The sequence below is a fragment of the Acinetobacter sp. HA genome (assembly GCF_000264725.1).
Taxonomy (GTDB): domain Bacteria; phylum Pseudomonadota; class Gammaproteobacteria; order Pseudomonadales; family Moraxellaceae; genus Acinetobacter; species Acinetobacter schindleri.
Genome location: NZ_AJXD01000032.1, coordinates 1 through 14,025, shown reverse-complemented (window position 1 = coordinate 14,025; position 14,025 = coordinate 1). Strand labels below are relative to the sequence as shown.

Here is a 14,025-nt window from a genome sequence, read left to right as displayed (position 1 = left end):
AAAATGGTACCGTAACTTCGGGAGAAGGTACGCTGCCGGCGGTGATAGGACTTGCTCCTTGAGCTGTTGGCAGCCTCAGAAACCAGGCCCCTGCAACTGTTTATTAAAAACATAGCACTCTGCAAACACGAAAGTGGACGTATAGGGTGTGATGCCTGCCCGGTGCTGGAAGGTTAATTGATGTGGTTAGCGCAAGCGAAGCTATTGATCGAAGCCCCAGTAAACGGCGGCCGTAACTATAACGGTCCTAAGGTAGCGAAATTCCTTGTCGGGTAAGTTCCGACCTGCACGAATGGCATAATGATGGGGGCGCTGTCTCCAGCAGAGGCTCAGTGAAATCGAAATCGCCGTGAAGATGCGGTGTACCCGCGGCTAGACGGAAAGACCCCGTGAACCTTTACTGCAGCTTGACATTGAACTTTGATCTTACTTGTGTAGGATAGGTGGGAGGCTTTGAAGTGGCGACGCTAGTTGCCATGGAGCCGTCCTTGAAATACCACCCTGGTAATATTGAGGTTCTAACTCTGTCCCGTTATCCGGGACGAGGACCATGTCTGGTGGGTAGTTTGACTGGGGCGGTCTCCTCCTAAAGAGTAACGGAGGAGTACGAAGGTGCGCTCAGCGTGGTCGGAAATCACGCGTAGAGTATAAAGGCAAAAGCGCGCTTAACTGCGAGACCCACAAGTCGAGCAGGTACGAAAGTAGGTCTTAGTGATCCGGTGGTTCTGTATGGAAGGGCCATCGCTCAACGGATAAAAGGTACTCTGGGGATAACAGGCTGATACCGCCCAAGAGTTCATATCGACGGCGGTGTTTGGCACCTCGATGTCGGCTCATCTCATCCTGGGGCTGAAGCAGGTCCCAAGGGTATGGCTGTTCGCCATTTAAAGAGGTACGCGAGCTGGGTTTAGAACGTCGTGAGACAGTTCGGTCCCTATCTACCGTGGGCGCTGGAAATTTGAGAGGATCTGCTCCTAGTACGAGAGGACCAGAGTGGACGAACCTCTGGTGTACCGGTTGTGACGCCAGTCGCATCGCCGGGTAGCTATGTTCGGAAGGGATAACCGCTGAAAGCATCTAAGCGGGAAGCCTACCTCAAGATAAGATTTCCCTGTGACTTTATGTCACCTAAAGAGCCGTTGAAGACTACGACGTTGATAGGTTGGATGTGGAAGTGTAGCGATACATGAAGCTGACCAATACTAATTGCTCGTGAGGCTTGACTATACAACACCCAAACAGTTGTTGTGTAACGCTCAATTGATTTCATATTGATCTAATGATCAAACAAAAACTTGATTCAGCTAACGCTAGAACATACAATTCGACTCAAATATTTCTATTAATGAACGATGTTCAAAACACTGTTTTGAACGAGTGCAAGATTTGACCAAGCATTGGCATCTAAATAAGACCAAACGCAAAGTCATACCAGTTGTGCTGGCGACCATAGCAAGAGTGAACCACCTGATCCCTTCCCGAACTCAGAAGTGAAACCTCTTAGCGCTGATGGTAGTGTGGGGTTTCCCATGTGAGAGTAAGTCATCGCCAGCTCATTATTCTAAACACCCCCTGTCATTTGACAGGGGGTGTTTTTTTATGGGAAGGATTTAATCAAATAAATGTTATTTATGTGCCCTTTCGACTGAAACATCACATAAAAATAAACTTGAGAGGCGTATACTGAACCGGTCTAAGGAGCGGATATGTCCCCAAATTTATCTTCAAGCCATATTGAATATGGGTCATCTGCCTTTAAAGCGGTTTTGTTTTCCTTGTTTCTGGCTGGATTTGCAATTTTTTCATCATTGTATTGTGTACAGCCGATGATGCCGATTCTGGCAGACTATTTTCATATCTCTCCTACGCAAAGCAGTTTTCCACTTTCATTTTCTACCATTGCATTAGCTGTTGGCCTGATTTTTACTGGACTCATTTCTGACCGTTTTGGCCGTAAGCCGATTATGGTCTGGTCTTTATTTTCGGTTGCAGTATTGTTGTTGCTGAGTGCTGTATTGCCAGTCTGGTCAGTGTTTCTGGCGACCCGGGTGTTAATAGGTTTAACCGTAAGTGGCGTGGCCGCAGTGGCGATGACCTATATTGGGGAAGAAGTTGCCGCGAAAGATGTTGGTTTTGCCATGGGACTCTATATTTCTGGAACTGCGATTGGCGGTATGAGTGGCCGTTTGCTTGCAGGAGTATTGGTAGACTTTATTTCCTGGCAGTCAGCGACTTTAATCATTGGACTAATTAACCTCTGTATTGCGACAACCTTCTATTTCTTATTGCCTAAATCCAGGAATTTTCAAGCTTATCCTATTAAATTGAGCCGCTTCCTTACTGCATTTCAGCATAATCTGAGTGATCGCAAACTGCGAATCTTGTTCTTGCAAGGTTTTATCCTGATGGGCTGTTTTGTTTCAGTCTTTAATTACCTCAGCTATCGCCTGATTCAGTCACCTTTTGAGCTGTCGCATGTCTGGATTGGGGTAATTTCGGTCACCTATCTGGCAGGAATCTATAGCTCACCTCGTGCGGCGGCATGGAGCCAGAAATTTGGACGTTTCCAAGTATTGGTGGCCATGCTTGCCAGTATGTTGCTAGGACTAGTGTTGATGCTAGTCAACAGCTTGGTGCTGATCTTTATTGGTCTGCTCATTTTTACCTTTGCATTTTTTGCTGCACATTCCACGGCCAGTAGTTGGGTGTCTGTGCAATCTTTACAGTATCGTGCTGTAGGATCATCACTCTATTTATTCTGCTACTATCTTGGGTCTAGTGTACTTGGCAGCTCGAGTGGTCTGGTCTGGGAAAATACCGGATGGTTCGGCCTCAGTTTATTCATCGGCATTATTTTGACAATCGGTTTATTGATAGCTCAAAAGTTAAAATCTCAAATAAGCAGGCTAGAAACAGAATAAGCATATATTCCTGATTAAGGTCTTAAAGTCTATATTGTATAAATTATAATCAAGCAACCTCAGCCGAATTCATGCTAAAATGCTCGGCTTTCATCTTTGATCTATTTTTTGATCTTCCATCTGCCAGCCGAGAATTGCTAGCCATGTCTACTGCTTATACCATGCAGACAGCGCCTACAGCGTTGTTTGATTACGACAAATATTGGGCGTCATGTTTTGAACCTGCGCCATTTTTGCCGATGTCACGCGAGGAGATGGATCAACTCGGCTGGGACAGTTGTGACTTTATTTTAGTCTGTGGCGATGCCTATATTGATCATCCTTCATTCTGTTCAGGCATTATTGGCCGTACCCTAGAAGCGCAAGGTTTCCGTGTCGGGATTATTGCGCAGCCAGACTGGACCAATGTTGAAGCCTTCCGTGTATTGGGTAAACCAAACATTGCATGGGGTGTGACAGCAGGTAACATGGACTCGATGATCAACCGTTATACGGCAGATCGCAAGATTCGTTCAGATGATGCCTATTCACCAGACAATCAGCCAAACAAACGCCCAGACCGGGCGGCAACCGTATATTGCCAACGTGTACGTGAAGCTTATCCTGATGTGCCGGTATTACTGGGTGGTATTGAAGCATCATTGCGCCGGATTGCGCATTACGATTACTGGTCAGATAAAGTTCGTCGTTCAGTCTTGATGGATTCAAAAGCCGATTTGTTGATGTACGGTAATGGCGAACGCTCGATTACTGAAGTGATGCACCGTTTGGCCAAGGGCGAAAAAATTTCTGACATCACCGATGTACGTGGTACGGCATTTATCGTCAATAAGCATAACCGTGCTTCTAAAGCTCAGTTTGTTGAAATTGCCTCCAATGATGTCGATGCAATTGGCCGTGTTGATCCAATTATTAACCCTTATGTCATGACTGAAGATATTGAAGGTTGTGAGATTGAACAAGGGAAGGACTCGAGCCAGTACCAAGGTTTCCAAAAAGAACATGTAGCTAATCCGATTGTACGTGAAGGCGACAATTTGGATGAAAATACACAAATCGTGCAGTTACAACCGGCATCGAAAGCGATTAAACATAAATTACCACCGCGTGAATTGGCTGTGATTCGTTTGCCTGCTTTTGAAGAAGTGGTGAATGATCCGGTGCTCTATGCACATGCCAACCGTATTTTGCATCTGGAAACCAATCCAGGGAATGCCCGTGCATTAGTACAAAAGCATGGTGAACGTGACGTATGGTTAAATCCACCGCCAATTCCGTTAACTACGGAAGAGATGGACTACGTGTTTGACCTGCCTTATGCACGTCTACCACATCCATCATACGGTAATGCACGTTTCCCAGCCTTTGACATGATCAAATTCTCTGTGAACATCATGCGTGGCTGTTTCGGTGGTTGTACCTTCTGTTCGATTACGGAACATGAAGGTCGTATTATTCAGAACCGTTCGGAAGAATCGATTCTGCGTGAAGTGGAAAAAATTCGTGATACTGCACCAGGCTTTACTGGCATCATTTCGGATTTGGGTGGCCCAACAGCCAACATGTACCGTTTGGCCTGTAAAGATCCTGAGATCGAAAAGAACTGTCGTAAGCCTTCGTGTGTGTTCCCAGGAGTATGTCAAAACTTACATACCGACCATGCGCCACTGACGCAGTTATACCGTAAAGCACGTGCATTACCAGGTATTAAAAAGATTCTGATCGGTTCAGGTTTACGTTATGACCTTGCGGTTTTAAACCCTGAATATGTGAAAGAACTCGTGACGCATCATGTCGGTGGTTACCTCAAGATTGCGCCTGAGCATACTGAGAAAGGCCCACTGAATAAAATGATGAAGCCGGGCATTGGTACCTATGACCGTTTCAAGCAAATGTTTGATCGTTATAGTAAGGAAGCAGGCAAGGAACAGTATTTAATTCCTTACTTTATTGCAGCGCATCCAGGCACCACGGATTATGACATGATGAACCTGGCGATCTGGCTGAAGAAGAATGGTTTCCGTGCTGATCAGGTACAGACCTTCTATCCGTCACCAATGGCGACTGCAACCACCATGTACTACACCGGTAAAAACCCGCTGGCGAAAGTGGCGCGTTACACTGAAAATGTCGACATTGTGAAAGGTGAGAAGCGTCGTCGTCTGCACAAAGCTTTCTTGCGTTACCATGATCCAAACAACTGGCCTTTACTGCGTGATGCCTTGCGCGAAATGGGCCGTCAGGACCTGATTGGTAATTCGAAACAGCATCTGATTCCGACTTATCAGCCTGCAGGTGTGGATGGTCAGTATCAGTCAGCACGTAAGAAGAACTCGACTGTTGCAGGCGATTCACAGAAACGTACCGGTCAGGCAGGCAATCGTGGACAAGGTCAAAGCCAAGGACAGAACAATCGTCCGAAGAAAGGGCAGATCCTGACCCAGCATACCGGTTTACCACCACGTGAAACCGGTGATGCGAAAAAGCCTTTTGGCGGTTCTAAAGCTAAAGGCAAAACCAAACCAAAAAGTCGTGCCTAAATCACTTAAAAAAGACACTTCGGTGTCTTTTTTATTTTTCTACTGATTTTTTATTAAAAGAAGTCAAATCTCAATTAAAAAATAATTAAACTAAGATATTCATTAGAAAAAACTGTTTAAAAATTACACTTTATCGGAATTGTAAGACAAAAAGAGGAAAATGCTCTTGCTTAAATTTGAGTGGCTGATTTAGAGTGAGAGTGAGAGTGAGTAAGGAACACATTACATTTCCAGTACACGGAATTTTTTAATCTCCCGAAATGTAATGTCCTTATATAAGTTTTGATACCGGATGTTGCAGTATCTAAGCAAATTGGTTGTACCGTGATTTTCGGATGAAAATCGATCTATACTGACGACAATAAAACAAAAACGATTATAAGAATGCAGAAAGGACTAACGCATGACCACCTATATCATAATTGGCAGTTTTCTGCTCTTATGCACCATCCTGATGGCATATAAGAGAGTACAGAATAGCGGCAAGCAGCAAGACAGTGTGTTGAAGCAGCGCGCCATTTTTAACCTGAATCAACAGTTGACTTATACCCGTCTAAAGGAAATTCTGCCAGAGAACATCATTCTGGCCCATGTCTCCTATGATGCGCTGTTGACCACCAAATTTTTTCGTACCCGTAACAAATATCGCAATCTGGTCGCGGACTTTGTGGTTCTAGATCAGGATCATCTGGTTGTTGCCATCGTGGCCGTGGACGATCCGATGATTTTAAAACGCCCACAACAATCCCAGTATCAGGATGCCTTGCTGACTATGGCAGGCTATCGGGTAATCCGTTATGAAGATATTCCGGAATATTATCAGCTGCGCCGTGACTTCCTGAATGAACAGGGTGAGGAGGACAGTTTAGTCAACCCGAATAACCTGACTGCACTAAAGAAGTTTCCACTGTACTCCGCTCTGGGTCGCCCTAAGGTGAAGACAGTGGGTTAATATATCTGGCACAAATAAAAGCATGCAGATCGCATGCTTTTTTATTGGAAGACAAGTTCTATCGGCATTATTCCGGTTTTACTGCGACGACGGTCAGTTCGACCAATACCCTTGGATCATACAACTTGGCTTCTACACAGGTACGCGGCAGGGCCTGAATATCAGCTACCCATGCGTCCCACACTTCATTAAAAGCTGCATAGTCACGCTCAATATCTTTGAGATAAATAGTGACTGACATGATGTGGCTCTTATCTGTTCCCGCATCTGCGAGAAACTGGTCAATAATGTCCAAAGTTTGCCGTGTCTGACCTTTAATATCCAGATCAAAAATCACTGGCCAGTTGACCTGCCAGATGAACGAGATTGCCTGAAATCGCGATTTCAGAGAAGCGTTGAGACACGTGCAAACGTTGAATAGTCATGAGTTTAATCCTGAATTTTTGGCATCAGGGCAGCAACCAATGCAGTCAGTAGACAGCCCACAGCAAGATAGATAGCTACATAATGCCATGAACCATCACCCCAAATCACTAAGGAAGCCGCAATCATTGGGGTAAAACCACCACCAATAATACTTGCCACCTGATAACCTACACCGGCGCCACTGTAACGATACTCGGTACCAAACAGTGAGGTAAAGATGGGTTGATGCACACTGACTACCATGTCATGCGCGATATTGGCCAGTAGAATTGAGCCAACAATAATCATCCAGGTATTTTGAGCATCCAGCGCCATAAAGAACGGGAAAGCCGACAAGGCACCGATTAAACCGCCCCAAACACACACGGTTTTATGGTTAATTTTGTCTGAGATCCAGGCAAAGAACGGGATACTGACACAACTAATCGCACCGACCATCAGGGTGATATTCAGGAAGAATTGCTTGTCCATGCCCAGATTATTGGTGGAATAATTCAGTGCAAAATTGGTCACCAGATACATGGTGAGCAGCTCGGTCATACGCAGGGCAATAATGTACAGGAATGCTTTAGGATGCTTGCTGATCGCCTGAAAAATTGGCAGTTTGGTTGGATGTTGCTTGGCTTTAACCACTTTTTCGACAAATTCTTGTGACTCCTCCTGATCACGCCGAATCCACATGGCAATGCCGATCAGCACAATACTGGCAATAAACGGAATACGCCATGCCCAGTCCGAAAATGCCTCTTCACCTAGAGTCGCAATGATTAGTGATACAGCACCCGTAGCGAGAACTAAACCGACGCCATAGCCGACTTGAACGCCACTACTGTAAAAGGCTTTTTTGCCTTTCGGCGCATTTTCAACCGCCATCAGGGCAGCGCCACCCCATTCACCACCGACGGCAAAACCTTGAATGGCACGTAAGGTCACCAGCAGTACAGGCGCCCACCAGCCAATGGCTTCGAAATTCGGCAACAGGCCAATCCCGACAGTAGAAATCCCCATGAGGATGACAGTGAGTACCAGCATTTTTTTACGGCCGAGTTTGTCACCGAAGTGACCAAACACTACACCACCGAGTGGACGGAACAGAAAGCCGACACCAAAGGTTGCCAAGGCGGCTAATGTGCCCATATTGTTGCCAATACTTGGGAAAAATTGATCTTTAAAAATCAGGGCTGCGACAATCCCGTAAAGAAGAAAATCGTACCAGTCGACAACAGCACCAATAAAACTGGAAAGCGCTGCTTTTCGCGCGCGTTGTTCTTGAAAAGAAATTGAATTTGCAGAAGACATGCAGGATAGGATTCCATGGGGACAACAGAGTTGCCCTGTAATATTCGGATTTGATCGTCACGCCAATCACAGGACAGCATGCTGAAAGTAAAGGTGATTTTCAGCATCTCAGCATATACATGGATAATGCATTGCGCGGATAGATTACTCTAAAAACATACAATGGTAAAAATAAAGTTGTTGGCTTTTTAAACTAGTGACTACTTCTTGCTCAGTTTACTTTAAAGCAGGGACAGTTGTGCTTCTTGCTGGCGAGGTGACAGCTGATACACCCCGACACCAATCAGGCGAAATTGCAGGGCTGGATCCAGATGCATATCCTGTAGCAAGAACTGTAACGCCTGATGTAGCTCTAGCGGATTTTTAAGTACGGAACGGAAGCTGCGGCTATGTTGCATGATCTGGAAATTTTTTAGCCTGAGTTTCACGGTAATGCCACGTGCAGTCAGCTGTTTCTTTTCCAGACTGTTCCAGACCTGCTGGATCAGTTGATCCCAGTAAGGGCTGCACTGGCTAAGTAGCAGGTCATCACCAAAGGTGGTTTCCTTGGAAATCTGCTGGCGTTCACGTTCGGTTTCGACCGGGCGTTCATCGATGCCTTGCGCATAGAGATGTAGCCGCTTGCCGTATTTGCCAAAATGCTGAATCAGGACGGCTTCATCCATCTGTTGCAAATCACCCAGCGTTTCCAGATTGAGACTTTTCAATTTTTCCTGCGTAACCTTACCGACCCCGGGGATTTTTTTAAGTGGTAAATCCTGAATAAAGGCCTGTACCTGTGAAGGCTTGATCACACAAATGCCATTTGGTTTGTGCCAGTCTGAAGCAACTTTGGCCAGGAATTTATTTGGTGCAACACCCGCAGAAGCGGTGAGTCTAGTCAGCTGAAAAATGTCTTCACGGATACGCATCGCAACTTCTGTTGCACTGGGGATTTGCAGCAGATTATCAGTCACATCCAGATAGGCTTCATCCAGTGAAAGTGGTTCAATAACTGCTGTATATTTTTGAAAAATCTGATGGATCTGTGAGGAAACCTCACGGTATTTCTGAAAATCCGGTTCAATCACAATCAGCTGCGAACAACGTTTGCGTGCCTGACTCATTGGCATGGCAGAATGCACACCAAATTCCCGGGCTGGATAGGAGGCAGCCGCAACCACAGCCCGTGGATGATGCGACGCGATCACCACAGGCAAATGTTTTAGTTCCGGACGTTCACGCAGTTCTACCGAGGCGTAGAAAGCGTCCATATCGATATGGATAATTTTACGCATATGCCATCTTAAAAGGCTTTAAGGCACTTGGGAAGATGCTGATTTCAAAAGATTATAGGGTTGACTATTACTCAGTAGCACAACCTGAATCTGTTGCGCTTCAGCCGCTTTGATCAGAATTCGCATACTCTCGGGAGCATTATCGGCAAAGCGTGGCAAAAATTGTAAGGGTTGATCTAGCGGCTGAAAGAAATCATCCCAGTGAATTGGAATGACAATCTTGGGTTTTACCGTTGCCAGTGTTTGTTGCAGATAAGATTTCTGATAATCCTCAGGCTGTCGCGATAGCTGGGCTATGCCTAAAAATAAAATATCGGCCTGAACATTCTTGAACTGTCCCGGAATAAACCCTGTGCTCGCTTTAACCAGAATTCGTTGTCTGTCATGTTCAATCAGATAGTCAAAACTGCCGCCTTCTTTAAATTCGGAAAACTTGGCAGGCAGTTTCAGTGGTGCTGTAATTTCTTCACCGAGATCATCATTTACGGGTGTTGGAGGCGTATGTGCGGAAGCAAGTGGAGTGACTTTAAACTGTCCCGATCGGAGCGATTGCCCTGATACAGCACGCCGTAGCTGGGAGGCTTTTACCTCTGGATGACTGCGTGCAATATTCAGGCTGCTATTCGATCCGATGATCTGGGGTTGAGGTAACAGGGCAGCCAGTTCAGGAATATCCAGAGCATGATCATAATGGCTATGGGTCACTAAAATCGCCTGTGTCCGATCCAGCTGTTCCTCCTGAATAATCTTCTGAAGTAACCTAGAATCGCTGGAAACCTTAGAACTGAGAACATGCCAAAGACTGGGACGGCTAAAGAAGCCATCAATTAAAATCTGTTCCTGACCATTATCAAACAGCAAGGTTGACACCCCAAAGAAACGGACATTTAAGCCTTCTGCGGATATATTGGATTTGGCTTGCCACGCGTCAAAGTCACGCAGCTAACCTGAAGGTTGGCGTAAATAAGTGCTTATTCCCCCCAGTATGACTACCACTATCAGAATGGTAGTCACGATAATTTTTCCAAGCTTCACAGCTATTTATCCTTTTATTTTTGATTACATTGCAATTGTAGAATTATTTTGCCGATTTTTGTGCAGGTGCAGTCTTAATACCATTCTGTTTTAAAAAATTCAGCCAGTCCTTTTCCGAACCATAAAACACATTCAGGTCTACAGTCGTTGCAATACCTTTGATCTGACCCTGACTGGTATGTTGCCAGAAATGCCATTTCGGATTATCTTTGAGCTCAGGCAGACCCTTGTATTCACGTATCCAGAGCGGTACGTCAGTAAAATGTCCTGCCAGCACAATATTATAGAAAGCTTTCGAGGTATAGAACATCGGCTGCTTGCCGTAGTGCTGTTTGAGCAGGTCATGCATGACCTGGATTTCTTTGAGTAACTGTTCCTTGGAATAGGTATTAATACAGTTACTGTCATATTCAAGATCGATTACCGGAGGTAAGGCATCCGCTTTATTCGGTACGCTTTCGATAAAGTTTTGCGCTTGAATCTTACCCTCCCGACAGAGACGATAAAAATGATAGGCACCGACCAGCAAACCCTGTTCGCGAGCCTTAAACCAGTTTTCCTGAAATTTGCTGTCCTTAAAGTCACCGCCTTCGGTTGATTTTAAATAAACAAAGCGGTATTTATCTTTGGGAATCTGCTGCCAGTTAATCTCTTTTTGATGATGCGAAACATCAAAACCATGAATGTCATATTCGGAAGCGTTGGCAGGTAGCGGTTTCAGCAATAGCCACCAGATTGCACCGACCACAGCAAGCAGCAGAATGACACTCATGATTGTTGCCCAAAGAGGTGGATAATGCTTGTCTGGCTTTTTCATCAAGTTCTTCAAAATTTGACTCTATCTAGCTTATACCGATTTGTCTTGTATCGGGATGATGATCATACTGGCGTATTCTTGGGAATATGCCAGAAAATATAGGCGGCAATGATATTCAAACAGCCCAGACAGATCAGGGCGAGATGGAATGCATTATCCAGCTGCTCAGCGCCAAAGTAGGCACTAAACATATTTACCAGCGTACCTGCCAGTGCGACCCCAATACTCATCGATAGCATCATGATCATGGACAGAAAACTGTTGCCACTACTGGCATCCTGCTGACTTAAGTCTTTTAAGGTTAAAGTATTCATGGAAACAAACTGCAGTGAGTTCAAGATACCAAAAATAAAGAAATGAATCGCACGTAGCCAGATCGGTGTATCCGCCGTAGTCAGGGCAAAGCTGGCAATACATAGCCCCACCAGTAAAGTATTTACCAGTAAAACCTGGCGATAGCCAAAGTGCTGAATGATCTTGCGAATAATGGGTTTGGAAGCCAATGAACCTAATACAGTTGGAATCATCAGCAAACCGGTAATAAAGGGTTCAAAACCAAACGCGACCTGCAACATCAGCGGTAACAGGAAAGGAATTGAGTTACCACCAAGACGGGCAAAGAAATTACCCAGAATCCCAATAGAATAAATCCGGTTTTTAAACAGCTTGCTGCGGAACAGGGCATTGCTATGCGTATATGAATGATAGGCATAGATCAGTGAAAACAGGAACCCAGCTGCAACTAAGCTGAGACTCCACCACAATGGATATTGCGGATTGGCAAAGTTCTCAATGCCCAGACATAGCCCGACCATCGCCACCACCAGCATAACAAAACCGGCATAGTCAAACTTCGCCACATCCGGTTCAGTAACATTCGGCATGGCTTTGAAGGTAATCAGGGTGCCAAGCAGGCCAATCGGCAGGTTAATCAGAAATACCCATTGCCAGGACAGGTATTCGACCATCCAGCCACCTAGCGTCGGGCCAATCAGGGGACCAATCAGGCCGGCCAGACTCATCAGGCTCATTGCAGCCAGAAACTGGGTGCGTGGAATGATCTTCAACATTGCCAGACGACCGACTGGTAACAGCAAAGCACCACCAATACCTTGCAGAACCCGATAGAGCAGGAGTTCATTCAGGCTGTTTGAGACAGCACAACCTATTGATGCAAGCGTAAAAATAATGATGGCGCTAAAATAGGTATTACGTACACCAAAACGATCTGCCAGCCAGCCACTCAAGGGAATACAGACTGCAACCGAAAGTACATAAGCCACCACCACACTATGCATCCGCAACGGATCTTCCTGCAGGCTAAGCGCAATTGCAGGCAGGGCAGTATTGATAATCGTGGTGTCCAGACCTTGCATGAAAAAGCCGATCGATACCAATAAGACCAGCAGTCTAAATTCGGGTTGCAGCGCTTGATGGGTGGGCGTGGCATTCATGTGATATTTAGAAAGTCATGTAATTTTGAATGTGGGCTCAGTTTAAATCAATTCACCCCATCCGTTGTACTAAATCAGTGTCTTATTCTGGTATTTATGACATGAAATATAACCATGAAAGCTCATTGATATCAGTTGGATAAGTGGGGTTTAGCAGAAATAGCAACTGCTTGCTGAAAAGTAATAAATGTATTGAAACCGGCTAGTGTTACAAGAATATATGACGTTTCTGTCATGAAACTGCAATAAAAACGTCATAATCTTGGCCACATCTTACAGTAATGCTGATCTCCCTCAGCAGGTATGTTTTATGTCTATCGAAATCTTGATGGTTATCGGCTTCTGTCTAGCAGCCTACTCCATTGTCGGCAATGATGTGCCTCAGACATTGGGAACCTTTATCTCATCAAATTCACATCGACCTTGGTGGCTGCTGTGGATTTATATCAGCGTCATCCTTGTGGTGGTTTTGGTCTATGGCTGGTATGCATCAGGGGTAGGAGATGCCTCTTATGGCCGTCTCGAAACGATTCCATTCCCTGAGGGTGGGATTACCTGGCTGTATATTGTACCGCCAATTCTACTCTTGTTATTAACCAAATATGGTATTCCAGTCAGTACTACATTCTTGGTGCTCACCATTTTCTCTCCAGCGAGCTTAGGTTCGATGATGGTGAAATCGATGATGGGTTATGCTGTAGCCTTCATCTCAGCTTTGGTGATTTACCGTTTTGTTGCCAACAAAATGACGGTTTATTTTAACCAAACCAAAGACCAAGAGCATTCGACCAAATGGATGATCTTACAATGGTTATCAACCGGTTTCTTATGGAGCCAATGGTTGATCCAAGACTTAGCCAATATCTTTGTGTATGTGCCACGTCAGGTTCCATTTGAATTCCTGATGTTTGCGATTGCGGTATTCGTGGTCTTGCTGGGTGTGATTCTGTACCAACGTGGTGGTGCAATCCAGAAGATCGTCGATACCAAAACCGATGTAACTGATGTTCGTGCAGCAACCATTGTTGACTTTATCTATGCCATTATCTTATTGATCTTCAAAGAGTGGAGCAACATTCCAATGAGTACCACATGGGTGTTCTTGGGTCTACTTGCAGGTCGTGAGTTTGCGATCTCGATGATCGTCAATGGTGTGAGCAAACACCGTACTTCACGGAACGTCAGCAAAGATGCAATGAAGTTAATGTTTGGTTTAGCAATGTCTGTGATTTTGGCGACAACACTACCTTGGTTCTATAACCTGGTGACTAACTTGGCTTCTTAAGAGTTAAAAAATAAAAAAG

Annotated in this window: 8 protein-coding genes, 2 rRNA genes and 2 pseudogenes; 6 read left to right on the top strand and 6 right to left on the bottom strand. The window is 45.1% G+C overall.

The annotated features are described in order from the left end of the window. The 5 genes from HADU_RS07575 to HADU_RS07555 form a co-directional block, all read left to right on the top strand. Window positions 1–1,227 (top strand): 23S ribosomal RNA (locus HADU_RS07575); the annotation flags it as partial. 212 nt (window positions 1,228–1,439) lie between these two features. Further along, a 5S ribosomal RNA gene (rrf, locus tag HADU_RS07570) occupies window positions 1,440–1,554 on the top strand. Window positions 1,555–1,706: 152 nt separating this feature from the next. Continuing rightward, a complete protein-coding gene (locus HADU_RS07565) occupies window positions 1,707–2,921 on the top strand; it encodes an MFS transporter (RefSeq protein WP_008304967.1) in 1,215 nt (404 codons plus the stop codon). 143 nt (window positions 2,922–3,064) lie between these two features. Then, window positions 3,065–5,461 carry a YgiQ family radical SAM protein gene (locus HADU_RS07560; RefSeq protein ID WP_008304965.1) on the top strand — a complete coding sequence of 799 codons (2,397 nt, stop codon included), beginning with the start codon at window positions 3,065–3,067 and terminating at the stop codon, window positions 5,459–5,461. A 403-nt stretch (window positions 5,462–5,864) separates the two neighbouring features. Further along, entirely contained in the window at window positions 5,865–6,413 is a 549-nt protein-coding gene (locus HADU_RS07555) for a DUF2726 domain-containing protein (protein WP_004810225.1), read from the top strand. A 67-nt stretch (window positions 6,414–6,480) separates the two neighbouring features. On the opposite strand, the pseudogene HADU_RS07550 reads toward HADU_RS07555, so the two are convergent. The 6 genes and pseudogenes from HADU_RS07550 to mdtD form a co-directional block, all read right to left on the bottom strand. After that, window positions 6,481–6,838 (bottom strand): annotated as a pseudogene (locus tag HADU_RS07550) (RidA family protein). Window positions 6,839–6,842: 4 nt separating this feature from the next. After that, entirely contained in the window at window positions 6,843–8,138 is a 1,296-nt protein-coding gene (gene shiA / locus HADU_RS07545; protein WP_008304964.1) for a shikimate transporter, read from the bottom strand. Between the two features lie 221 nt (window positions 8,139–8,359). Continuing rightward, window positions 8,360–9,415, bottom strand: coding sequence for a DNA polymerase IV (gene dinB, locus HADU_RS07540; RefSeq protein WP_008304963.1), 1,056 nt, complete (start codon window positions 9,413–9,415; stop codon window positions 8,360–8,362). 18 nt (window positions 9,416–9,433) lie between these two features. Continuing rightward, a pseudogene (locus HADU_RS07535) lies at window positions 9,434–10,450 on the bottom strand (MBL fold metallo-hydrolase). A gap of 43 nt (window positions 10,451–10,493) precedes the next feature. Then, a complete protein-coding gene (locus HADU_RS07530) occupies window positions 10,494–11,267 on the bottom strand; it encodes a GH25 family lysozyme (protein WP_008304959.1) in 774 nt (257 codons plus the stop codon). Window positions 11,268–11,329: 62 nt separating this feature from the next. Then, the gene (mdtD, locus tag HADU_RS07525; protein WP_008304957.1) at window positions 11,330–12,721 is read right to left on the bottom strand and encodes a multidrug transporter subunit MdtD; all 1,392 of its coding nucleotides are present in this window, start codon (window positions 12,719–12,721) and stop codon (window positions 11,330–11,332) included. A 310-nt stretch (window positions 12,722–13,031) separates the two neighbouring features. Here mdtD and HADU_RS07520 point away from each other — a divergent pair, with 310 nt between their 5' ends. After that, the gene (locus tag HADU_RS07520) at window positions 13,032–14,006 is read left to right on the top strand and encodes a hypothetical protein (protein ID WP_004810207.1); all 975 of its coding nucleotides are present in this window, start codon (window positions 13,032–13,034) and stop codon (window positions 14,004–14,006) included. The last annotated feature ends 19 nt before the right edge of the window (window positions 14,007–14,025 follow it).